The following is a 23,135-nucleotide window of genomic DNA, read 5'->3' on the forward strand; positions in this document are numbered from 1 at the left end:
CTGCCAAAACCCTCATTCTATCATGCAGGCGCGCAGCGACCAGTAGCGTAATGTGATGTCGGACGCACCTTCGAATCGCACCCGGGCCGGATGGTCAGGAAAATAGCGGCTGCTCATCACCCCTTCGCCGTGATTGATGAAAATTTCGACGCTGGAGCGGTCGCACAGAACGCGTAAATGACGGACATCGCCCAGCCAGAAGCGGGTCAATGTTTCACCGGTTTTCAGGCTCGCGCGTTCAAGCCGTATGCCCTGCTCATCGACGCTGAGACGCAGCGCGCCGGCAAAATCAACGCTCGCGTGCGATGCGCCCAGCTCAAACTCCAGGCGCGTCGCATCCAGGTCTGGCGCCTCGCTGGCGCGTCCCTGCCAGTGCTGCTCATCTTTACGCAGCGCCGCCAGCTCGCGCGCCGGGGTCTGCCAGAGCCTGCCGTCGCGATAGCGTAATTCACGCGGGCAGGTCATCTGGTGCATCCAGCCGTGCGCCCGCGTCGGCTGAAGCATCTCTTCTCCATCCGGTACGCCCATCCAGCCGATAAGAATGCGTCGACCGTCCTCCGCCTGCGTGGTCTGCGGAGCGTAAAACTCAAAGCCCGCGTCCAGCTCGTGAAGCTCGCCGTGATCAAATGCGGCGCTGGCATAGTCAAACGCCCCGCTCATCCAGGTGGCCGGATAGGTGTTGAGGTAGCGATGCGGCTCGCGCGCCAGCCCCTGCGGGCAGCAGATCAGCACGTGCGTGCCGTCGAGGGCAAACAGGTCCGGACACTCCCACATATATCCCGCATCCGTCAGGTCGTTGACACCGTGACCAGCGATCTCCCCGCAGGACGCCCAGGTGTGCAAATCGGCTGATTTAAACAGCAGCACCTTGCCGCGCTTTTGCACATCCTGCGCGCCGAGCACCATGTACCACTCCCCGTCGTGCTGCCACACCTTCGGGTCGCGTACGTGGCCAGTGTAGCCTTCCGGCAGCGCCAGCACCGGCCCCAGCTTCTTAAAGGTTCCGTCCGCCTGTTCCTCCGCCAGGCACTGCCAGGCGGTGCGGCTGTCGTCATCAAACTTAACGTTGCCGGTGTAGCACAGGGTCAGTACGCCCTGGTTATCCACGGCGCTACCGGAGTAGCAACCGTTGCGGTCATACGCTTCGTCAGGCATCAGCGCCAGCGGCTCATGCTGCCAGTGCACCAGATCCGCAGAGCTCCAGTGCCCCCAGCATTTAAAGCGATGCTCGCAGTCCAGCGGGTTCCACTGGTAAAACAGATGGTAGCGTCCGGCAAACCAGATAAACCCGTTCGGGTCGTTCATCAGCCCCGTCACCGGCGCGGGGTGCCACTGCGGGTAGTGGCTATCCGCCAGCGCCCGCGGCTGCCCTTTCATAACGGCCTGCAGGATCGCAGGCCAGCGGGAAAGTTGCGTCATTATTCAGAGTCCGTTTTATATTTCAGCAGCAGCGAGACGGTAAACGCCACGCCGAAGGCGATCACCATGCCGATAATATAGTTGAGCAGCGAGCTGGCCTGCACGATAGCCATACCCGGAATAGCGGTCAGCCCCACGGCGGTCATATACACATGGACTGACACCACCCAGGCCCCGCCCGCCGCGCCGCCGATCAGCGCGGCGATAAACGGCTTCACGAAGCGCAGGTTGATACCAAAAATGGCCGCTTCGGTGATGCCCAGCATCGCAGAAAACGCCGACGGTAAGGTAATGGCTTTGATCTTCGCATCTTTTGTTTTAAACCACACCGCCAGACAGGCGCCGCCCTGCGCCACGTTCGCCATGGCCCAGATCGGCAGCAGGAAGTTCACGCCAATCGACGGATTCCCCAGCAGCCCGGCTTCAATCGCGTGGAAGCTGTGGTGAATACCGGTGATCACAATTACCGAATACAGCCCGCCGAACAGCAGCCCGGCCAGCCAGCCCGCGTGGGCGATCAGCGTGCTCAGGATAAAGGAGATGCCGTCGCCCAGCGCACGCCCTGCCGGGCCGATAATCAGCAAGGCGATAAAGCCGGAGATAATGACGGTGAGGAACGGCGTCAAAATCAGATCCAGGGCGTCCGGGATCGCGCGGCGCAGGTTCTTCTCGACGATGCTCATAAACCAGACGGCCAGCAGCACCGGGAACACCGTGCCCTGATAGCCAATCATCGCAATCTCAAGGCCGAAGAAGTTCATGGTGTGGAAGCCAGAAGCCACGCCCCAGGCGTTGGTCAGCGCCGGGTGCGTCAGAATGCCGCCCAGCGTCGCGCCCAGATACGGGTTACCCCCAAATTCCCGCGCGGCGGTAAAGCCGATCAGGATTGGCAGAATGATAAACGCTGCCGAGCTGCACATATCCAGCATGATGTAGAGCGCGTTATCCGCATTGACCCAGCCGTAGGTTTTCACCATCCCGAGCAGGCCCATCAGCAGACCGGACGCCACAATGGCGGGAATGATCGGGACAAAGATGTTGGAGAGCAGACGCGCAATGCGCTGGAACGGGTTCAGCTTGCGCGCCGCCAGGTCCGCGGCTTCCGACTTACTGGATTCGCTAATCCTCGCCGCCTGAATAAACGCGGCGTAGACTTTATTCACCACGCCCGTTCCGAAAATCACCTGCATCTGCCCGGCGTTACGAAAACAGCCTTTAACGCCCTCGACCTTGCCGATAGCCTGCTGATCGGCAAGCGCGTCGTCGACCAGCACCAGACGAAGACGCGTAGCGCAGTGCGCCGCGCTGGCGATATTTTCCTTGCCACCGAGCAGCGGAATAAGCTCGTGGGCGATTTGATTAACATCCATAGATACCTCTGCCTGACTTCTTTTTAAGATGTTCGAAACGCCCCCGCGGGCGGGAGCGTGATGGGTTAAAACCAGGTTTCCATCTGGACCCCAAAGTTCCATTCCCCGCCGGCGTTGAAGCCGCTGCTGCCAAAGGCATCATCGCTGGCGTAATTATCCAGTTTGCTGCTCCAGTCCATCCAGGTGGCAAACAGGCGCAGCTCCGGGCGGCTGAAGAAATCGCCGATTTTGCTCGCTTTTAACGTCGGCGCAAAGGTCAGCTTGTAGAAACTGCCGTTGACGGCGTGGCGGTCCTTATAGCTTTCCGGATTTAAATCCATGTACTGATAGCTTCCCTCAAACGCCAGCGCGAAGTTCTGGGTCACCTCTTTAATCAGGCGGGTGTTGAGCGTCACCCACTCATAGCTATCGCCCTTGACGTAGCGATCTTTACTGCTCTGCGCCAGCACGGCAGGCGCGATACTCCAGCCACCGCCAACAGGCGTGACACCGTAACTTGCGAAGCGCCAGGTATCGGCATCAGACAGTAGCGCCCCGTCGGAGCCGATGCTCTTAACTTCCGCACCCAGCCCGTGGCCGTACAGCAGCGCCGTTTTGGCGGTCCCTTCGCGCAGGCCGTAGAAGCTCTCATTGTGCAGCCCAACCAGGGCATGAACGCCGTTATTGGCCGCGTCGGTTTTGATGAGATCGCCGTTGGTGTCTTTACGGTCGTCGTTATCCTTCGCCCGCAGGCCGCTGACCATCACCTGCAGCGGCCCGGCGAAGTGATTCATGCTGAGGATATAGTTCTGAACGTTATTGTCGGTCTGCTCCACGCTGCCGAAGTTGCGGCCGTAGATCGAGAAGTTGCTGCGCAGCGAATCGTTCCACTTCACGTCGTAGACCCCGCCGCCGGTACCGGCCAGGAATACCACGTCGGAATCCAGCCAGTGAATGTCAAAGTTATCGCGGTCGAAGCGTTTACCCGCCCAAAAGGTGCTGCCCTTCAGCGCGCCGGTAAAATCAGGCAGGTTGCCCAGCTCCGCAAAGGCCTGGCGAATATTGAGATCGCTGGTATCGGCTGACCAGTCGTTATAGGTTCGCTGACCGTCGGCCAGCATCGCCTTGAAGCGCGTGGTCGCCCCGTTATCCAGAGTTTGCTTGTGCTCCAGGTTCAGCTCGACGTAAGTGTCGGCTTCGTTACCCAGACGCCCTACTGCACCGCCGGTTTCCCCGGCTGGCGTCAGGTACGGGCCGCTTTTGCTGCTGGAGGCCGCGTCGTTCATCAGCAGGCCGGAGCGGGCATAGCCGTGGAACTCAAACCCGCTGCTCTGATCCGCTTTTTTCTCCAGCGCGGTGGTGCGCTGCGCCACCGCCTGGGTTGTGGTTTGCGTCTGCTGCTGGGCGGCGACCAGCTGCTGCGTTTTTTGTTCGGCTTCGGTGGCGCGTTTTTCAGCGACCTGCGCACGCGCTTCAGCAGCCTGAAGGCGCTGCTCCATCGCGGCAAAGCGCGCTTCGATACTTGTCATATCCGTCTGGGCAAAAACAGAGGTACTGGCGGCCAGCATGCCTATCATCACGGCAAGTCTGCGTTTTTTATACATTTTGTCGCATCCCTAAAAGTATTAATCGAACGTGCTAAATTGCTAAACCGGTTTAGGTTGCTGATACTAAACCTGTGAATTTTGGATCGGCAATCTTTTTTGCTAAACCGTTTTAGTAAGTGTGATCGAGGCGACAATTCAGGCCGCCGGATAGCGGCCAGTGAGGGAAGGATTACAGGTCGTGCTGCCAGGGTAACGCGGTCATCGCCCCCTTTGCCGTGGTGGCTAACGCGCCGCAGCGCTGGGCTAAGGCGATTGCCGGGACCAGTTCCTGGCCGGCGGCGAGCCCGTAGAGCAGCCCGGCGACGAAGGCATCGCCCGCGCCGGTGGTATCTACGCATTTCACAGAGGTTGCAGGATAGTGTTTCACCGCGCTCTGATGCCAGGCGATAACGCCCTCTTTACCCTGCGTCACCAGCACCAGACGCGCCGGACAGCGCTGCATCAGCGTGTTCAGACCTGCCTGTACATCCGCATCGCCGGTTAAAAATGCCAGTTCCTCAACGGAGAGCTTGACCACGTCGGCGCTTTGCAGAGCCTGTTCCAGGCAGCGACGCAGCGCGTTCTCATCCGGCCAGAGATCCGGGCGAATATTGGGGTCGAAGCTCACATAACCGCCCGCCTTCCGGATGGCGTCCATCGCCTGAAAGGTCGCCGAGCGGCTCGGCTCTGCGCTTAGCGCGATGGAACAGACGTGCAGCCACTCGCCCGCCCTGAAGGTCGGCAGGTCGCCGGATTCCAGAAACAGATCGGCGCTCGGGCGCACCATGAAGGTAAACGAGCGTTCACCGTGGTCGTCCAGATCCACCACCACCGTCGAGGTGCGGTGTGCCGGGTCAAGGCGCATATGCTTCACGTCGACCCGCTCGTCAGCGAGCGTTTTCGCCATAAAGCGCCCGAAAGGATCGTCGCCAACTCTGCCGATAAATGCACTTTTGCCCCCCAGCCGGGCAATGCCCACCGCCACGTTGGCCGGTGCGCCGCCGGGGCACTGCAGTAATCGCCCTTCACCATCAGGCAGTAAATCCACCACCGCATCGCCCAGTACCCAAATTTTCTTCATGTTATCCTCGCAGCTAAACAATATTAAACCGTTTTAGCTATTTAAGCACAGGCAGGGTAAAGGGGAAATAACGCGGGAGGAAAATTGCCTAGCGCATCATATGCGGCCAGCGAATATCGCCGACGCCGTTAAGCTGCGGACGGGCAAACAGGAAGCCCTGGAAGCGGCGGATCCCGGCCGATTCAAGCCAGCACCACTCCTCTATTTTCTCGATACCCTCTGCGACCAGGGTAATTTCGAGGTCTGAGCAACAGCTGATGATAGAGCGCACAATCGCCTGCTTCGGGCCGCTGAGGTGGATATCGCTGATAATTTCGCGGTCGATTTTGATTTTATCCGGCTGGAAGCGGGTCAGCAGCGAAAGACCGGCATAACCGGAACCAAAATCATCAATCGCCAGGCCAACGCCCTCGGCACGAAGCTGTTTAATGGCGCTATTAAATTGATTAAGCCCGGATATCATCTCGTTTTCAGTAATTTCAACGACCACCTGCTCCGGCTGGAGGCCATGTTTTTTAATCTGCTCGACCAGAAATTCCACTGCGCCGGGGACATTCACCAGCGACATCGGCAGCAGATTGACCGCAATTTTATGGCTGCCAATCCCCAGCCTTTCCGCCAGCGCAAAGGCATATGCTTTGGTCTGGAGATCGACTTCGTAGATTTTGTCCGGGTCGAGGGTGCTGAAGAAATGCTCCGGGCTGCCGCCATCGTTGCCGCGTATCAGCGCCTCGAGGGAGCTGATCTTCCCTTCCGAGGGATCGACAATCGGCTGAAACGCAAACTGGCAGGTTTGGCTGTCAAGCAGGCCCAGACTCTCGCCCAGCGGTAAGGTTTCCGTTGCGAGCGTCCATTTTGCCGGATCGTATCGCCCGCCCGCCAGGGCAGAACGTTTGTTAGTAATAAATGTCTGGATAAATTTGAACACCCGGTCATCGGATGTCAGATAGCTGTCGAGCTTGCTGTAATGCAGAACCTGCTGCAGCACCTCTTTTGGGGACTGGATTTGCAGGTCAAAAAGCAGCATACCGACATTTTCGAATCGTCTGCGCGGGCCGTAATCCCGCATCAGTTCAACCACCCCACTGTGCCGTTTGTCATCACGGATGGTATGGAACAGCTTAACTACGCTCTCTTCTGAACCTTCGAGAATTTGCAGCACGTCAGTGCCTTTTGCGAGCAAAACCCCGGTGATATTCAGACTGGCATTGCGGATCCGGGCCCGCTCCACCAGCTCCCTCAATGCGGAGGAATGACAGGATAATTTCAACTGGCTTCGGTAAATCAGCGTGGTCAGCACAAAAGGTGTTCCGATGAGAAAGAGCGGTGCATTGAAGCTACTGTTTAACATACTTTAACAATGCGACCTAGCTTATTCACGCCAGAAGGGAACGTTACTTTTCCCCGTCCCCGATCCGGCTGTTAATCCTCTCCTGCATATAGTTGTAAAACGGGTTCGAGGTGACCCGCATCAGCGCCTCTTTGCCAACGCTCAGCACGGACGTTTCGCCCCACAGCGCAATCGTCCCCAGGCTGATCCCGTAGCGGTTTTTCACGCCTGGCTCACGACCGTAGAGATCGTCATCCGGCGGGAAAGGCACGGCAACGTGCGAAAGCGAATAGACATCCTGCGGCCAGGACTGCGCAAGCGGCACAACCGTCTCCCGCGTGCTGCCTGCCGGGGTTGTCTTCGCCACCGTCGCAAAACTGTGCTCGCTGGCATTGGTGATTATCGTGACACTGTAACGCCTCTTTGCAACCGGCAGCAGCGCCGAGGTTGCTGTCCACGACGACGGCTTAAACAGCGGGCGGAAGCTCGCCGCCTGGTTGATATCAAACACCACCAGTTCACTGCCGTTTGCCGGAAGCTGGTCAAACAGACCGCTCACTACTGCGCGGGTGCTGACCGTAGAATCCATCACCGACTGGAACGCCAGTACCGGCGGCAAATTCGCCAGCCGGTTTTCACGCGCCTCGCGGCCAATCTGCTCCTGCAGTGCCTTCGTCAGCAGCCACGACTGGCGGGCGGCGTTCACCGGGAACGAGTTGTATTTATACGGGTTATATTCCGGAGAGATATTCAGCCACGCCGCTTTGGCAAACGCCGGCAGCAGCGCCGGTAGCCCGGCAAAACCGGCAAAGCGCGCAAAGGCCGTTACGCCGATCATCGGAGACAGCAATACCAGCTGCTGCGGCTGCCGCAGCGTTGGGGAATCAAGCGCATCGAGGGCATATTTCATTGCCAGCGCCCCGCCGTTGGAGTACCCCACCAGATGCAGCGGCACGTTCTCCCCCGCCAGGCGCGTGGCTTCCCGCACGGCAAGACGCGTTGCGGCCAGCCACATCTCCCAGTCAACGTCCGTCAGCGCGCCGGGCGCGGTGCCGTGTCCGGGAAGGCGCGGAGCCACGGCCACAAAGCCGTGCTGCTGATAATTTTCGGCAAGGCGCCTGACGCTGTAAGGCGAGTCCGTCAGCCCGTGCAGCAATACCACCGCGCCGCGCGGCTTCCCGTCCGGCATCAGCACAAACGATCGGTTGGCATCGGGAGCAAACTGACCGGGCCACACCAGGCTCTGGCGATAAAAGCGGTTTAATGGCGTACGTTCCTCGCCCTCTGTTTTCGCCGTCACGGCGCGATCAAGATCGACGAAAATGGCGTTTTCCCGGGCAATATACCCGGCAAAATTGGCATTATCCATCTCGCGCACGGACATCTCGTCCGCCCGCCAGGTGTGCCAGAGGTGCAGCTCCGGCCCCTGCTGCGAGAGATAGACCCGCACCGCCAGCAGGACGACCAGAACGATCCCCACGACCATCCCTGTTTTCTTTGCAAGCGCCACCAGGCGCACGCTGACTCGCCAGGGCAAATTCGCCATGCCGGGATCCTTTTGATGTTTTCAGTGCCGCTATCTTATCAAAAATGTGAACGGGCTGACGTATTCACCAAATTCATACCGTCCGGTTCAGCCTGTGCACCAAAAGTGAACTACGCTGCACAAATGTTGATCATCGGTTAACAAATTATTGCGTGAATTATACAACACAGCGGGTTTTGACCTCCCTGTGAACATGGCACGCGTCATGCATTGTTAACCCGATAACACAAATCCAGCTTTTGACAGCCAGTTAACAGCGAGGCGGTATGACGACGAAACCCGAGATGTTGAGCCGTATCGAAGCGACGTTCAGCCAGCTCACGCCCAGCGAAAAGCGGGTCGGGAGCTGGCTGCTGGCGCACGCCGCGCAAATCCCGTTTGAAACGACTGAGAGCGTGGGTCTGGCGAGCGGGACCAGCGGAATTACCGTCGGACGCTTCCTGCGCAAGCTGGGGTACCGCAACCTGGAAGATGCCAAAAAGAGCCTGCGCGATCCGTATCAGCCCTGGGGCATGAACGAGCGGCTGGACTCCTGGCAGCAGCAGCGCCCCCTGCCCAACCGCCTTCAGCACGCCCTGTCGCTGGAGGTGGACGCCATTACGCAGGTGTATCAGCTGGCGCAAACGGACGCCTTCCGTCAGGTGGTGCACAACCTGGCCCACGCTGACGCGGTGTTTGTGCTGGGGATCCAGTCCACGCGCGGGATCGCCAACGCCTTCTTCAGCCACCTTGAGTACCTCCGCCCGCGCGTGAGCTATTCCGAGGGCGCTTCCGGCAGCTGGGTGGAATCCCTGAACTCGGGGTTTTCGCACCCTTACGTTGTGCTGACCGATACGCGCACCTACTCCGCGATGGCCCGCCAGTACTGCCGCGTTGCGAGCGAGAAAGGCGTTCCTCTGGCCTTAATCACCGACATCTGGTGCCCGTGGGCGCGGGATTACCCGATGGACTTACTGCAGGTGAAAACCGATACCGGTCATTTCTGGGATTCACTTGCCCCCGTGAGCTGTCTGTTCAACCTGCTGCTGTCGGGCGTGGTGGAAGCGCTGGGTGATGCGCTTCCGGCGCGCCTGGCGGTAAACCGACAATTGCAACAAGAGTTTGGTCAATTCGAACGCTAAAGGAGCGGAGCTATGCCCGATGAGAGTGAACTGATTGATGTGGCGAAGACGTTTCCCACGCTGCATATCGATCTGAAGTACGCCACCGCCGACAACATCACCGGCAGGCCGATCTATCAGGAGGCGCTGTGCCTGCTGCATACCGACGCCGCCACCGCGCTGGCAAAAGCCATCAGCATTGCCGCCCTGGCCGGGCTGAAGCTGGTGGTGTACGACGCCTATCGGCCGCAGCAGGCGCAGGCTCAGCTGTGGGACGCCTGCCCGAACCCGGAATATGTCGTCGATGTGGCAATTGGCTCCAATCACAGCCGCGGCACGGCCATCGACGTCACGCTGATGGATGAGCATAACAGCGTGCTGGATATGGGCGCCGGTTTTGACGAAATGCATGACCGTTCGCATCCGTATCACCCCTCCGTACCGCCGCATGCCCAGCGCAACCGTCTGCTGCTGAACGCCATCATGTTCGGCGGCGGTTTTGTGGGGATTAGCAGCGAATGGTGGCACTTCGAACTGCCGAACGCTGCCAGCTATCCGCTGCTGGAAGACCGTTTTGCCTGTTTTCCCCTGACGCACACCTCTCTTTAACCTGGAGCACTGCCATGAAAACAACGCTTCTCACGACCCTGATTGCCGCCACGCTGGCGTTGAGCGCCCCGCTGGCGCTGGCCGCCGTCCCGAAAGACATGCTGGCGATCGGAAAAGCCGCCGACCCGCAAACGCTCGATCCTGCCATTACCATCGATAACAACGACTGGACCGTCACCTATCCGTCCTACCAGCGCCTGGTCAAGTACAAGCCCGGCTCTACCGAGGTGGAGGGCGATCTGTCGACGGGCTGGAAGGCCTCCGACGATCAGAAAGAGTGGACCTTTACCCTGGCGGATAACGCCAAATTCTCCGACGGTACGCCGGTCACCGCCGAGGCGGTCAAACTCTCCTTTGAGCGCCTGCTGAAGCTCGGCCAGGGGCCGTCTGAAGCCTTCCCGAAAGATCTGAAAATTGACGCCGTGGATGAGCATACGGTGAAGTTCACCCTCAGCCAGCCGTTCGCGCCTTTCCTCTACACGCTGGCCAACGACGGGGCGTCCATCATTAACCCGGCGGTGCTGAAGGCCAATGCCGCGGACGACGCGCGCGGTTTTCTGGCGCAAAATACCGCCGGTTCCGGGCCGTTTATGCTGAAGAGCTGGCAGAAAGGCCAGCAGCTGATCCTGGTGCCGAACCCCCACTGGCCGGGCGAGAAGCCGCACTTTAAGCGCGTCTCGGTGAAGATTATCGGCGAGAGCGCCTCGCGCCGACTGCAGCTTTCCCGCGGCGATCTGGACATCGCCGACTCCCTGCCGGTCGATCAGCTTGCGGCCCTGAAGCAGGAAAGCAAAGTCGCCGTCGCGGAATACCCGTCCCTGCGTGTGACCTATCTCTACCTCAACAACAGCAAGGCGCCGCTCAATCAGGTGGATTTACGCCGGGCCATCTCCTGGGCGACGGACTATCAGGGGATGGTGAAAGGCATTCTGAGCGGCAACGGCAAGCAGATGCGCGGCCCGATCCCGGAAGGCATGTGGGGCTTTGACGCCACGGCAATGCAGTACAGCTTTGATGAGGCCAAAGCCAAAGCGGCGCTGGAAAAGGTCAAAGACAAACCCGCCAGCCTGACCTTCCTCTACTCGGACAACGATCCGAACTGGGAGCCGATCGCCCTCTCCACTCAGGCCAGCCTCGGCAAGATCGGCATTAACGTCAAGCTGGAAAAACTGGCCAATGCCACCATGCGCGACCGCGTCGGAAAAGGCGATTACGACATTGCCATCGGCAACTGGAGCCCGGACTTTGCCGACCCGTACATGTTCATGAACTACTGGTTCGAATCGGACAAAAAAGGGCTGCCGGGCAACCGTTCGTTCTATGAGAACAAGGAGGTGGATTCCCTGCTGCAGGCCGCGCTGAAAACCACCGACCAGGCGGAACGCACCAAAGATTACCAGCAGGCGCAAAAGGTGGTGATCGACGAGGCGGCCTATGTCTATCTGTTCCAGAAAAACTACCAGTTGGCGATGAACAAAGAGGTCAAAGGGTTCACCTTTAATCCGATGCTTGAGCAGGTGTTCAACATCGCCACCATGAGTAAATAACGGTTCTCGCCGGGGGAAAATGTATGACGTTCTGGAGCATCGTGCGCCAGCGCTGCTGGGGGTTACTCCTGGTGGTGGCCGGTGTCTGTATTATCACCTTTATTATTTCGCACATGATCCCCGGCGATCCGGCGCGCCTGCTGGCCGGCGATCGCGCCAGCGACGAAATCGTGCAGAACATCCGTCAGCAGTTAGGGCTGGATCGGCCGCTGTATATACAGTTTGGCCGCTATGTGGACGCTCTGGCCCACGGTGATTTAGGCACGTCCATCCGTACCGGACGCCCGGTTGCGGAAGACCTGAAGGCCTTTTTCCCCGCCACGCTGGAGCTGGCCTTTTGTTCTCTGCTGCTGGCGCTGGTCATCGGCGTGCCGCTGGGGATTTTATCGGCGGTGTACCGCAACCGCTGGCTGGATCACCTGGTGCGTTTAATGGCGATGACCGGGATCTCCACCCCGGCCTTCTGGCTCGGGCTGGGCGTCATTGTGCTGTTTTACGGGCATCTGCAGATTCTGCCGGGCGGCGGCAGGCTGGACGACTGGCTCGATCCGCCGACCCACGTCACCGGGTTTTATCTGCTGGACGCGCTGCTGGAAGGCAATGCAGAAGTCTTTTTCAACGCGCTGCAGCACCTGATTTTACCCTCACTGACGCTGGCGTTTGTGCATCTGGGCATCGTGGCGCGCCAGGTGCGCTCGGCGATGCTGGAGCAGCTTAGCGAGGACTACATCCGCACCGCACGCGCCAGCGGGCTGCCCGGCTGGTACATCGTCCTGCGCTACGCCCTGCCGAATGCGATGATCCCGTCCATTACCGTGCTCGGGCTGGCGCTGGGCGACCTGCTTTACGGTGCCGTGCTGACCGAAACCGTCTTTGCCTGGCCGGGAATGGGGGCCTGGGTGGTAACGTCCATTCAGGCACTCGATTTTCCTGCCGTGATGGGCTTTGCCGTCGTCGTTTCACTGGCCTACGTGCTGGTTAATCTGGTGGTCGATCTGCTTTACCTGTGGATTGACCCGCGAATCGGGCGCGGAGGTGCCGAATGATGTTAACGCAGGAAACGCCCGCCCCGGCGAAAACCGCCAGACAACGCATCAACTGGGCAAAGCTGTTCTGGATGCTGCGTCAAAGCCCGCTCACGATCGTCGGCGGCGTCATTATGATTGCGATGCTCTTCCTGATGGTGGCTTCGCCATGGATTGTGCCGCATGACCCGAACGCGCTGGATCTGACCGCCCGTCTGCAGGCGCCGTCTGCGCAGCACTGGTTTGGTACCGATGAGGTAGGACGCGACCTGTTCAGCCGCGTGCTGACGGGCAGCCAGCAGTCCATTACCGCCGGGCTGGCGGTGGTGGTGATTGCGGGCGGCATTGGCTCGCTGCTGGGCTGTTTGTCCGGTGTCCTGGGCGGGCGCGGCGACGCCGTCATCATGCGGGTAATGGATATTATGCTCTCGATCCCTTCTCTGGTGCTGACCATGGCGCTGGCCGCCGCGCTCGGTCCGAGCCTGTTTAACGCCATGCTGGCGATTGCGATTGTCCGCATTCCATTTTATGTGCGGCTGGCGCGCGGGCAAACCCTGGTGGTGCGTCAGTTTACCTACGTTCAGGCCGCCCGCACGTTTGGGGCCTCCCGCTGGCATTTGATCCGCTGGCATATCCTGCGCAACGCCCTGCCGCCGCTGATCGTGCAGGCGTCGCTGGACATCGGCAGCGCCATTCTGATGGCCGCCACGCTGGGGTTTATTGGTCTGGGGGCGCAGCAACCCACCGCCGAATGGGGCGCGATGGTGGCCGTGGGCCGTAACTACGTTCTGGACCAGTGGTGGTACTGCGCCTTTCCCGGGGCGGCGATTTTGATTACCGCCGTAGGCTTTAACCTGTTTGGCGACGGTATCCGCGATCTGCTGGATCCGAAATCGGGAGGAAAACAGTAATGACCGAACCGGTATTACGTATTGAAGACCTGCATCTGAGCTTCCCGATTTTTCGCGGTGAGGTCCACGCGCTGAACCACGTCTCGCTGGAGATCGGCAGGGGCGAAATCGTCGGCGTGGTGGGCGAGTCGGGGTCGGGTAAATCGGTGACCGCCATGCTCGCCATGCGGTTGCTGCCGGAAGGGAGTTACCGTATTCACCACGGTCAGGTGAAGTTACTCGGTGAAAACGTCCTGACGGCGTCCGAGAAACAGCTTCGCCAGTGGCGCGGCGCTAAAGTGGCAATGATTTTTCAGGAGCCGATGACCGCCCTCAACCCGACGCGGCGGATTGGCAAACAGATGGTGGAGGTGATCCGCCAGCATCAGCCGCTTTCCCGGCGCGAGGCGCAGCAGAAGGCGATCGCCCTGCTGGAAGAGATGCAAATCCCGGACGCGAAGCAGGTCATGGCGCGTTACCCGTTTGAACTCTCCGGCGGCATGCGCCAGCGGGTAATGATCGCCCTTGCCTTCTCCTGCGAGCCGGAGCTGATCATCGCCGACGAGCCGACCACCGCGCTGGACGTGACCGTCCAGCTCCAGGTGCTGCGCTTGCTGAAGCATAAGGCAAAGGCCAGCGGCACCTCGGTGCTGTTTATCAGCCATGATATGGCCGTGGTGTCGCAACTCTGCGACAGAATGTACGTGATGTATGCGGGCAGCGTGATCGAGAGCGGTGCCACCCAAACGCTGATCCACCGCCCTGTGCATCCCTACTCCATTGGCCTGCTGCAGTGCGCACCGGAAAACGGCCAGCCGCGCGACCTGCTTCCCGCCATTCCCGGCACGGTGCCCAACCTCAGCCAGCTTCCGCAGGGTTGCGCCTTCCGCGAGCGCTGCTTTGCCGCCGGAGCGAAATGCAGCGAAACGCCGCGCTTACAGGCCAATGGCGCAGAAGGCCAACAGGCTGCCTGCTGGTATCCGCAACGGGAGAAACACCATGTCTGATCTACTGCTCGAACTGGATAGCGTGCACGTGAACTTTGCGGCGCGCAAAAACTGGCTGGGCCGCGTGACGGAACAGGTCCATGCCCTCAACGGGCTCGATCTTCAGATCCGTCGGGGCGAAACGCTCGGTATCGTCGGGGAATCCGGCTGCGGGAAAAGCACGCTGGCCCAGCTGCTGATGGGGATGCTTAAACCCAGCACCGGCGCATGCCAGCGGGCGCACCACGCGGGCGGCATGCAGATGGTATTTCAGGATCCGCTCTCCTCGCTCGACCCGAGGCTGCCGGTCTGGCGCATCATCACCGAGCCGGTGTGGGTGCAAAAACGCAGCAGCGAGCGCGAACGCCACCAGTTGGCGGCGGACCTGGCGCTGCAGGTAGGCATTCGCCCGGAATATCTCGACCGGCATCCGCACGCCTTTTCCGGCGGGCAGCGCCAGCGCATTGCCATCGCCCGGGCGCTCTCGTCCGACCCGGATATCATCGTGCTCGATGAACCTACCAGCGCGCTGGATATCTCCGTGCAGGCGCAAATCCTCAACCTGCTGGTGACACTACAGCAGCAGCGTAATCTGACCTACGTATTAATTTCGCATAACGTCTCGGTGGTCAGACACATGAGCGACCGCGTGGCGGTGATGTACCTCGGGCAGATAGTCGAGCTGGGCAGCGCCGCGCAGGTGCTTGGCGAGCCGCGCCATCCCTATACCCGTCTGTTACTCGACTCGGTTCCCCGCACCGGTGAACCGCTGGATGAAACGCTGGCGTTACGCAAAACGGAGCTTCCCGGCAACCGTCACCTGCCCGAAGGCTGTTATTTCCGCGACCGTTGCCCGATGGCAGCGCCGGGGTGTGAACGTCCCCAGCCGTTACAGCCCTCACGCGAGGGCCGTGACGTCCGCTGCTGGCGCAGTCTGGATTAGATTTGCGCCATCCCGCCGTCCACAAACAGTTCGGTGGCGTTGATAAAGCTGGCCGCGTCGGAGGCCAGAAACGCCACCGCTTTACCCACTTCACCCGGCGCGCCTAAACGCCCCAGCGGTACCTGCGCGGCCAGCGCGTCATACAGCCCCTGACGGTGTTCTTCTGGTACCAGATCGCCAAGACCTGGGGTTTTGATCGGACCCGGGCTCACCACGTTGACGCGGATCCCGCGCCCCTGCAAATCCAGCGCCCAGGAGCGGGCAAAGTTACGCACCGCGGCCTTACTGGCGCTATAGACGCTGAAGTTGGCCGTCCCTTTAATCGACACCGTCGAGCCGGTCAGAATGATTGACGATCCGGCGGAGAGCAGCGGCAGCGCCTTCTGCACCGTGAACAGCACCCCGCGCACGTTGGTGCCAAAAATCCGGTCAAACTGCTCTTCGGTGATCGCGCCCAGCGGCAGCATATCGCCGCCACCCGCATTGGCGAACAGGATATCGAGGCGACCTTCATCTTTGGCTATCCGGGCATAGACTTCATCCAGATCGGCAAGCTTTGAGACATCCGCGCGAATGCCTACCGCGGTTGAAGCAATTTCAGCCACCGCCGCGTCCAGCTCGGCCTGGCGACGTCCGGTGATGTATACCTTCGCGCCCTGTGCCGCCAGCTCCTGCGCCGTGGCAAGACCAATACCGGTGCTGCCGCCGGTGACCAGTGCGATTTTTCCTGAGAGAGTTGTGTTCATGTCATTTACCTTTGTGTGTATGCGTTGGAGAGACTTTAGCCCTTGCGGCATTAGTGAAAAACAGGCAAAAATGAAAATGACTATTCACCTACAGAAATAATCAGAGGCCATTATGGATCAGCTCATGGCGATGCGTGCTTTCACGCGGGTGGTGGAATCCGGCAGTTTTACCCGCGCGGCGGACTCGCTGAATATGCCGATCGCCACCCTGAGCAAGCTGGTAAAATCGCTTGAGGCGCACCTGGCGATACGCCTTCTGCACCGGACGACTCGCCGCGTGGTCGCGACGCCTGAAGGGATGGAATACTATGAAAAAGCGCGCCGGGTACTGATTGATATCGAAGATATCGACACCTCGTTTCGCGTTTCCCGCGCGACGCCCAAGGGGCATTTGCGGGTTGACGTGGGCGGATCCACCGCCAGGGACGTACTCATCCCTCTGCTGCCGGATTTTATGCAGCGCTACCCGGATATCCGCATCGATCTTGGCGTGGCCGATCGTCCGGTCGATCTCATCAGCGGTAACGTAGACTGCGTGATCCGCGGCGGGCCGCTGGACGACTCGACCCTCATCGCCCGCCATATTGGCAACGCCGAAATGGTTACCTGCGCGACGCCGGGTTACCTGAAAAATCACGGCGTTCCGGCCTATCCGCAGGAGCTGCGCAATGGCCACAAGCTTATTAGCTATCTCTCGCCCGTCACCGGGCGGCCATTTCCGTTTCGCTTCCGGCGGGACGGCGAAGCGCTGGAAATCACTATTCCGCACTATCTCGGCGTCAATGAAAGTAACGCTCATCTGGCAGCTGCCACTGCGGGGCTGGGGATCGTTCAGACCTTTGAGTATTCAGCAAAGACCTATTTGCACTCGGGAACGCTGGTGGCGATTCTGGGTGACTGGCAACCTGCCGCGTACCCGTTTCACGTGGTATACCCGCAGAACCGGCATTTAACGCAGAGACTGAAGGTGTTTATTGCCTGGCTGGCGGAGGTGTTCCCCGCCGCGCTGAAAGGATAGCCGGGCGCGAACCCGGCTGTGGTTTAGTTAAGCTTGTAGTCCAGAGTGATCTCGGCTTTCAGGAGCTGCGATACCGGACAGCCCGCTTTCGCTTTCTGAATAATGCCATCAAACTGCGGTGGCGTAATGCCCGGAACGGTGACCTTGCTCTGCAGCGCAACCTTCGTGATGGCAAAGCCGCCATCGGTTTTATCCAGCGAGACGTCCGCGGTCGTATCAATCGAATCAGCGGTGTAGCCCGCTTCACCCAGCATCAGCGACAGCGCCATCGAGAAGCAGGCCGCATGTGCCGCGCCAATAAGCTCTTCCGGGTTGGTCCCCTTTTCACCCTCAAAACGGGTATTGAAACCATAAGGCTGTTGATTGAGAACGCCGCTCTCAGTGGAAACCGTTCCTTTTCCGCGCTTAATGTCGCCAGACCAGTGTGCTGAACCGTGCTTATGAATCGTCATTCTTGCTCTCCTTTTGGCTTACAAAGGGTTAAGTATAGACTACGCATCTGACACGCCCTGGAACACAGACGATTCCGGGTCTTTCACCTGCTGTACCGACAACAAGGATAAAAATATGACGCTAAAAATCAGGATGGCCGTCGCGGTAACCACGCTGGCTCTCTCTCTTTCTTCACTGGCCAAAACGCCGGAAAACTTTATCTATACCAGCTCAGGCGACCTCGACGCGGCGCTCCCGCTTGTTGCGCGTGGCGACATCGGCGGCGTACAGATCGTATACAACTGGCGCCTGCTTGAACCCGAGAAGGACAGCTATGACTTCTCACGGATTGAACAGGATCTGGCGCGCGTTAAGGCCGCCCGAAAAAAGCTCTTTATTCAGATCCAGGATCGTTTTTTTGAGCCGGAAGCCCGCTACGTTCCGGACTATCTGATGCACGATAAGCAATACAGCGGCGGGATTGCGCCGCAGTTCGATAACCCCGGCGAGGGCAAGCCTGTCGGCGCGGGATGGGTAGCGCGTCAGTGGGACCCCGCGGTGCGCCAGCGCTACCAGGCACTGCTGGCTGCGCTCGCAAAACGCTTTGATGGCGAGGTGTATGGCGTAAACCTGCCCGAAACCGCGATTGATATTGACGAGAAAAATCCGCCAGCGGGCTTTACCTGCGACAGCTATTTCGCGGGTGAGATGGAAAACCTGGCCTTTGCGCGTAAGGTCTTTCAGAAATCACACGTGGTGCAGTACGTGAACTTCTGGCCGTACGAGTGGGATAACGACCACAACTACATGGGGCGTCTGTTTGCGTATGCCAGCGCCAACAATATCGGCCTCGGTGGGCCGGACATTGTTCCCAACCGCAAGGCGCACATGAAGAATGCTTATCCCTTCTTCCATAAAAATAAACAGACGCTGCCGCTTATCGCCATGGCGGTTCAGGAACCGACTCTGACCTATAAGGATCCTCAAACCGGTAAGCCCTTCACCAAAGCGGAGTTTGTCCGCTTCGGCGAAAATTATCTCGGGGCCGATGTTATTTTCTGGAGCACGGCCTCTCCCTGGCTAAAGGCAAAGTAATTGCCCCTCAGGCAAGGCTGCGGGACAGTTCGTCGAGGAACGCTCGCAGCGCGGCAGGCTGGTATTCCCGTGACTGATAAATGCCATGGATGGCAAGCGGTTTCGGCACCAGCGACTCCAGTACCGGCACCAGTAATCCTTGCTCCAGCGCGGCGCGCGCTTCGCGCTCCGGCAGCATGGCAATACCGCAGTGCTTGATCGCCGCATCCATCAGCAGCGACGAGATGCTGGCGCTCAGATTGCCGCTGACGGCCACGCTCAGACTTTCGCCTTCCGGCGTCAGAAAGTGCCAGGACTGCCCGGCGAAAAAGCTGTAGTGCAGGCAGTTATGCTGCGCTAGTTCTTCGGGGCTGGCGGGCGTCCCATGCTGCGCCAGATACGCCGGCGAGGCGCAGAGCACAGAGCGACATTCCCCCAACCTGCGGGCAATCATGCCGGGCTCGGGGTTGTCGGTAATGCGCACGGCGACATCAATGCGCTCTCCCACCAGGCTGACCGGGTGGTTATTTACATCCAGCTCGATACGTAACTGCGGGTAGCGCGAGAGCAGGCCGGGCAGGACCGGCGAAATCAGGTGCATCGCAGTAAAGTGTGCGCAGGCTACCCGCAACGTGCCGGACGGCAGATCTTTTTCCGACTGACCTTCAATCTCCTGCGAGATCTGCGAGAGCGTCCGGGTTTTTTGCAGCACTTTTTCCCCTGCTGCGGTCAGCGTCAGCTTGCGCGTGGAGCGGTTTACCAGCCGCGTTCCCGCCCACTTCTCCATTTGTTCCAGGTAGCGGCTCACCATCGGTCGGGAAATGCCCAGCGCGCGGGCCGCCGCGCTCAAACTTCCCAGCTCGCATATCCGGTTGTAGACCTGAGCGGCGATAACGCGATCCATATAAGCTCCATCTGCTCGATTTATGAAACTAAGCATGTCTTGTTTCAGGAATTCTGGCAAATGAGAATATCCGTACAATAGCGGTATTCCTGAACAACAGAGACAACAGCATGAAACTCACTCATATTGCCCTGCTTTCCGCCCTTTTCGCTCCGGCTGTTTTTGCCGCGCCGTTGACTATTGATACCTATAACCCGCAGGAAAAAGGCATTTTCGCGGTCTCCTCCACGCTGGTTTCCGGCCCGAAAGAGGCGGTGCTGTTTGACGCGCAGTTCAGCGTGAAGGATGGCGAAGCGCTGGTAGAGAAAATCCGCCGCAGCGGTAAAACGCTGAATAAGATTGTGATCACCTCCGGCGATCCGGATTTCTATTTTGGCCTGCAGCCGCTGGTCAAAGCCTTCCCGAATGCCAAAGTGGTGGCCACGCAGCAGGTGGTTGACCATATTAAGGCCACCAAAGACGCCAAGCTCGCCTTCTGGGGTCCGCAGATGAAAGACGGCGCGCCAACGGAGCTGGTGGTGCCGCAGGTGCTCGCCTCCACCACGTTTATGGTTGACGGGGAAAAAATTGATATCGAACAGCCGGACAGCTACGCGGCCTACGTGTGGATCCCGTCCGCGAAAACCATCCTCGGCGGCACCGGAGTAGCCTGGGGGATCCACGTCTGGACGGCAGATACCCAGACCCCGGCTCGCCGCCTGCAGTGGCAGCAAACCCTGGATAACATGGCCGCGCATAAACCGGAACGCGTGATCCCGGGCCACTATCTGGGCACGCCACCGGCGGGAACCGGGGCTATTGATTTTACCCGTGGCTATCTGCAGCATTTTGAACAGGCGTTGTCGGCACATAAAGACTCTGCCAGCGTCATCGGAGCACTGAAAAAACAGTATCCGGGCCTGGCCGAAGAGAGCTCTCTGGAATTAAGCGCCAAAGTGAATACCGGCGAAATGAAGTGGTAATTTAAAAACGGCTCCTGCTATATTTTCATAATGGCAGGAGCCCCCGCAAATATCCACACCGTCACACATCAATATATCCCCACGTTTTAAAAGCGCATAAAAGCATGCACTTATGTCATTTTTATTTCTAAGATGAATCTGAGACACAACCGGAAAAATATTTGCCATTCTGTTTATGAATTAAATTTTTTGCGAGCCGTACCATTAAACAGACAACGACACGGAGGCAGCATGTTTACTTATTACCCGGCTAATACCGCAGCAGCACAACCTGAACTCGTTAACGCGATTGCGCAGGGTCTTCACGCCGAGCACGGTGCTGTGACTGAAGATGACATTTTGATGGAGCTGACCAAGTGGGTGGAATCCACAGATAATGACATCCTCAGTGACATCTACCAGCAGACCATTAACTACGTCGTCAGCGGGCAAAACGCACCATTGTAAAAACCTGCTAAGCTGGATCTGCAACCTAAGGGGTTACATTTCGTTTGCGCAAGCAAACTGGTCCTTAAAACTATCAACAGGATTGAGGAGTTAATATGAAATCGAACCGTCAGGCACGCCATATTCTGGGACTGAACTACAAGCTTTCTAATCAGCGTAAAGTGGTGATTGAAGGCGACCACGAAACGCAAGTCACTCACGCCACCGGCAGAAAACGCCACGCGGGCAAGTAAGTTCCAGACTGAGATCCTGAACACCATCGGCAAAACCGATGGTGTTTTTGTTTATGTGTTGCGGTAATTAATATTCAGCTCCTTTATAATACCGCCCGACCGCACCCCGCAGCACAGGCCAGAAAGATGACAAACAGCAGTGTCAGGGACGGATCTTCAAAATAAGAGTGAGTGACATGGACAACAAACTGAAAAAACATCGTTCCTTATATATCCCATACGCCGGACCCGTTTTACTGGAATTCCCCCTGCTCAACAAAGGCAGCGCCTTCAGCATGGAAGAGCGCAGCAGCTTTAACCTGCTTGGCCTGCTGCCGGAAGTGGTTGAAACCATTGAAGAACAGGCGGAGCGCGCGTGGATCCAGTATCAGGGGTTCAAAACTGAGATCGACAAGCACATCTACCTGCGCAACATCCAGGACACCAATGAAACCCTCTTCTACCGTCTGGTACAAAATCATCTCGAAGAGATGATGCCGGTGATCTACACCCCAACGGTGGGTGCGGCGTGCGAACGCTTCTCTGAGATCTACCGTCGCTCACGCGGCGTCTTTATCTCTTATCAGAACCGTCACAACATGGACGATATTCTGCAGAACGTGCCTAACCACAATATCAAAGTGATTGTGGTAACCGACGGCGAACGTATTCTTGGCCTCGGTGACCAGGGCATTGGCGGGATGGGGATCCCAATCGGTAAACTCTCTCTCTACACTGCCTGCGGCGGCATCAGCCCGGCGTATACCCTGCCGGTAGTGCTGGATGTCGGTACCAACAACCAGCAGTTGCTTAACGATCCGCTGTACATGGGCTGGCGTCATCCGCGCATCACCGACGACGAGTACTATCAGTTTGTCGACGATTTCATCCAGGCCGTGAAGCACCGCTGGCCGGACGTTCTGCTGCAGTTTGAAGACTTTGCGCAGAAAAACGCGATGCCGCTGCTGAACCGCTATCGCGATGAGATCTGCTCCTTTAACGACGACATCCAGGGCACCGCAGCGGTGACCGTGGGCACGCTTATCGCCGCCAGCCGCGCGGCCGGCAGCCAGCTGAGCTACCAGAAAATCGTCTTCCTGGGCGCGGGCTCTGCGGGCTGTGGTATTGCCGAGCAGATCATCGCCCAGACGCAGCGTGAAGGCTTAAGCGAAGAGCTGGCCCGCTCCCGCGTGTTTATGGTGGACCGTTTCGGCCTGCTCACCGACGCTATGCCGAACCTGCTGCCGTTCCAGACCAGGCTGGTGCAGAAGCGTGAGAACCTGAAAAACTGGGATACCGACAACGAAGTGCTCTCCCTGCTGGACGTGGTGCGCAACGTGAAGCCGGATATTCTGATCGGCGTTTCCGGGCAAACCGGTCTCTTTACCGAAGAGATTATTCGCGAGATGCACAAGCACTGCGAGCGCCCTATCGTGATGCCGCTCTCTAACCCTACCTCCCGCGTGGAAGCGACGCCGCAGGACATCATCGCCTGGACCGAAGGTAACGCGCTGGTCGCCACCGGCAGCCCGTTCGATCCGGTGGTGTGGAAAGATAAAACCTATCCGATCGCCCAGTGCAACAACTCATACATCTTCCCGGGCATTGGTCTGGGCGTGATCGCTTCCGGCGCATCCCGCATTACCGATGAGATGCTGATGTCAGCGAGCGAAACCCTCGCGGGCTACTCGCCGCTGGTCAACAACGGTGAAGGGCTGGTGCTGCCGGAGCTGAAAGACATTCATAAGGTGTCGCGCGCTATCGCGTTTGCGGTGGGGAAAATGGCACAGCAGCAGGGCGTGGCGGTGAAAACCTCTGCCGACGCGCTGCAGCAGGCTATTGATGATAACTTCTGGATGCCTGAATACCGCAGCTATCGCCGTACCTCGATTTAATTCTGCGCTCGAACCGTTCCCTCTCCTCTTAGGT

22 protein-coding genes are annotated in these 23,135 nt (G+C 58.8%); 13 read left to right on the top strand and 9 right to left on the bottom strand.

The window, feature by feature from the left end; translation table 11 throughout:
* Window positions 1–12: 12 nt before the first annotated feature.
* The 6 genes from MX657_RS11870 to MX657_RS11895 all read right to left on the bottom strand — a co-directional run bounded on the left by MX657_RS11870 (window position 13) and on the right by MX657_RS11895 (window position 8,311).
* Window positions 13–1,419, bottom strand: a complete 1,407-nt coding sequence (locus MX657_RS11870) for a sucrose-6-phosphate hydrolase (RefSeq protein WP_346805860.1) — start codon at window positions 1,417–1,419, stop codon at window positions 13–15.
* On the bottom strand, window positions 1,419–2,789 hold the full coding sequence (locus MX657_RS11875) for a sucrose-specific PTS transporter subunit IIBC (protein WP_346805861.1): 1,371 nt from the start codon (window positions 2,787–2,789) through the stop codon (window positions 1,419–1,421). The genes MX657_RS11870 and MX657_RS11875 overlap by 1 nt, the downstream gene beginning before the upstream one ends.
* A gap of 65 nt (window positions 2,790–2,854) precedes the next feature.
* Window positions 2,855–4,372, bottom strand: a complete 1,518-nt coding sequence (locus MX657_RS11880) for a carbohydrate porin (protein WP_346805862.1) — start codon at window positions 4,370–4,372, stop codon at window positions 2,855–2,857.
* Window positions 4,373–4,544: 172 nt separating this feature from the next.
* The gene (locus tag MX657_RS11885; protein ID WP_346805863.1) at window positions 4,545–5,435 is read right to left on the bottom strand and encodes an aminoimidazole riboside kinase; all 891 of its coding nucleotides are present in this window, start codon (window positions 5,433–5,435) and stop codon (window positions 4,545–4,547) included.
* 88 nt (window positions 5,436–5,523) lie between these two features.
* Window positions 5,524–6,735 carry a diguanylate phosphodiesterase gene (locus MX657_RS11890; RefSeq protein WP_346808553.1) on the bottom strand — a complete coding sequence of 404 codons (1,212 nt, stop codon included), beginning with the start codon at window positions 6,733–6,735 and terminating at the stop codon, window positions 5,524–5,526.
* Window positions 6,736–6,829: 94 nt separating this feature from the next.
* Window positions 6,830–8,311: an alpha/beta hydrolase gene (locus MX657_RS11895; RefSeq protein ID WP_346805864.1), complete on the bottom strand. Its 1,482-nt coding sequence runs from the start codon at window positions 8,309–8,311 to the stop codon at window positions 6,830–6,832.
* A gap of 266 nt (window positions 8,312–8,577) precedes the next feature.
* Between MX657_RS11895 and MX657_RS11900 the strand changes: the two genes are divergently transcribed.
* The 7 genes from MX657_RS11900 to MX657_RS11930 are packed head-to-tail and all read left to right on the top strand — an operon-like array spanning window position 8,578 to window position 15,411.
* Complete coding sequence (locus MX657_RS11900; RefSeq protein ID WP_346805865.1) at window positions 8,578–9,432, top strand: MurR/RpiR family transcriptional regulator; 855 nt, start codon at window positions 8,578–8,580, stop codon at window positions 9,430–9,432.
* Between the two features lie 12 nt (window positions 9,433–9,444).
* Window positions 9,445–10,020 (top strand): D-alanyl-D-alanine dipeptidase, encoded by a 576-nt coding sequence (gene ddpX / locus MX657_RS11905; RefSeq protein WP_048959010.1) that lies wholly within the window; start codon window positions 9,445–9,447, stop codon window positions 10,018–10,020.
* A 14-nt stretch (window positions 10,021–10,034) separates the two neighbouring features.
* On the top strand, window positions 10,035–11,567 hold the full coding sequence (locus tag MX657_RS11910) for an ABC transporter substrate-binding protein (protein WP_346805866.1): 1,533 nt from the start codon (window positions 10,035–10,037) through the stop codon (window positions 11,565–11,567).
* A gap of 23 nt (window positions 11,568–11,590) precedes the next feature.
* On the top strand, window positions 11,591–12,613 hold the full coding sequence (locus tag MX657_RS11915) for an ABC transporter permease (protein WP_119915680.1): 1,023 nt from the start codon (window positions 11,591–11,593) through the stop codon (window positions 12,611–12,613).
* Window positions 12,610–13,503, top strand: a complete 894-nt coding sequence (gene ddpC / locus MX657_RS11920; RefSeq protein WP_119915681.1) for a D,D-dipeptide ABC transporter permease — start codon at window positions 12,610–12,612, stop codon at window positions 13,501–13,503. The genes MX657_RS11915 and ddpC overlap by 4 nt, the downstream gene beginning before the upstream one ends.
* Complete coding sequence (locus MX657_RS11925; RefSeq protein WP_218726460.1) at window positions 13,503–14,489, top strand: ABC transporter ATP-binding protein; 987 nt, start codon at window positions 13,503–13,505, stop codon at window positions 14,487–14,489. The genes ddpC and MX657_RS11925 overlap by 1 nt, the downstream gene beginning before the upstream one ends.
* Entirely contained in the window at window positions 14,482–15,411 is a 930-nt protein-coding gene (locus MX657_RS11930) for an ABC transporter ATP-binding protein (protein ID WP_346805867.1), read from the top strand. Before MX657_RS11925 ends, MX657_RS11930 begins: the two co-directional genes overlap by 8 nt.
* Here MX657_RS11930 and MX657_RS11935 read toward each other — a convergent pair.
* Complete coding sequence (locus MX657_RS11935) at window positions 15,408–16,157, bottom strand: SDR family NAD(P)-dependent oxidoreductase (RefSeq protein WP_116339766.1); 750 nt, start codon at window positions 16,155–16,157, stop codon at window positions 15,408–15,410. The genes MX657_RS11930 and MX657_RS11935 overlap by 4 nt on opposite strands.
* Window positions 16,158–16,269: 112 nt before the next feature.
* Between MX657_RS11935 and MX657_RS11940 the strand changes: the two genes are divergently transcribed.
* Window positions 16,270–17,175: a LysR family transcriptional regulator gene (locus tag MX657_RS11940; protein ID WP_265193830.1), complete on the top strand. Its 906-nt coding sequence runs from the start codon at window positions 16,270–16,272 to the stop codon at window positions 17,173–17,175.
* A 23-nt stretch (window positions 17,176–17,198) separates the two neighbouring features.
* Here the strand turns inward: MX657_RS11940 and MX657_RS11945 are convergent, their stop codons facing one another.
* Complete coding sequence (locus tag MX657_RS11945) at window positions 17,199–17,627, bottom strand: OsmC family protein (RefSeq protein WP_217478676.1); 429 nt, start codon at window positions 17,625–17,627, stop codon at window positions 17,199–17,201.
* 115 nt (window positions 17,628–17,742) lie between these two features.
* Here MX657_RS11945 and MX657_RS11950 point away from each other — a divergent pair, with 115 nt between their 5' ends.
* Window positions 17,743–18,702 carry a hypothetical protein gene (locus MX657_RS11950; protein ID WP_346805868.1) on the top strand — a complete coding sequence of 320 codons (960 nt, stop codon included), beginning with the start codon at window positions 17,743–17,745 and terminating at the stop codon, window positions 18,700–18,702.
* 7 nt (window positions 18,703–18,709) lie between these two features.
* Here the strand turns inward: MX657_RS11950 and MX657_RS11955 are convergent, their stop codons facing one another.
* Window positions 18,710–19,585 carry a LysR family transcriptional regulator gene (locus MX657_RS11955; RefSeq protein WP_119915688.1) on the bottom strand — a complete coding sequence of 292 codons (876 nt, stop codon included), beginning with the start codon at window positions 19,583–19,585 and terminating at the stop codon, window positions 18,710–18,712.
* Between the two features lie 110 nt (window positions 19,586–19,695).
* On the opposite strand from MX657_RS11955, the gene MX657_RS11960 reads away from it, so the two are divergent.
* From MX657_RS11960 to MX657_RS11975, 4 genes are all read left to right on the top strand, one after another.
* Window positions 19,696–20,547, top strand: a complete 852-nt coding sequence (locus MX657_RS11960; RefSeq protein WP_217478679.1) for a Vmh family MBL fold metallo-hydrolase — start codon at window positions 19,696–19,698, stop codon at window positions 20,545–20,547.
* Window positions 20,548–20,778: 231 nt separating this feature from the next.
* A complete protein-coding gene (gene bdm / locus MX657_RS11965) occupies window positions 20,779–20,994 on the top strand; it encodes a biofilm-dependent modulation protein (protein WP_013096534.1) in 216 nt (71 codons plus the stop codon).
* A gap of 95 nt (window positions 20,995–21,089) precedes the next feature.
* Entirely contained in the window at window positions 21,090–21,227 is a 138-nt protein-coding gene (sra, locus tag MX657_RS11970; protein WP_008501714.1) for a stationary-phase-induced ribosome-associated protein, read from the top strand.
* Window positions 21,228–21,403: 176 nt separating this feature from the next.
* A complete protein-coding gene (locus MX657_RS11975; protein ID WP_119915691.1) occupies window positions 21,404–23,101 on the top strand; it encodes an NAD-dependent malic enzyme in 1,698 nt (565 codons plus the stop codon).
* Window positions 23,102–23,135 lie beyond the last annotated feature (34 nt).

The sequence above is a fragment of the Enterobacter chuandaensis genome (assembly GCF_039718975.1).
GTDB classification, from domain to species: domain Bacteria; phylum Pseudomonadota; class Gammaproteobacteria; order Enterobacterales; family Enterobacteriaceae; genus Enterobacter; species Enterobacter chuandaensis.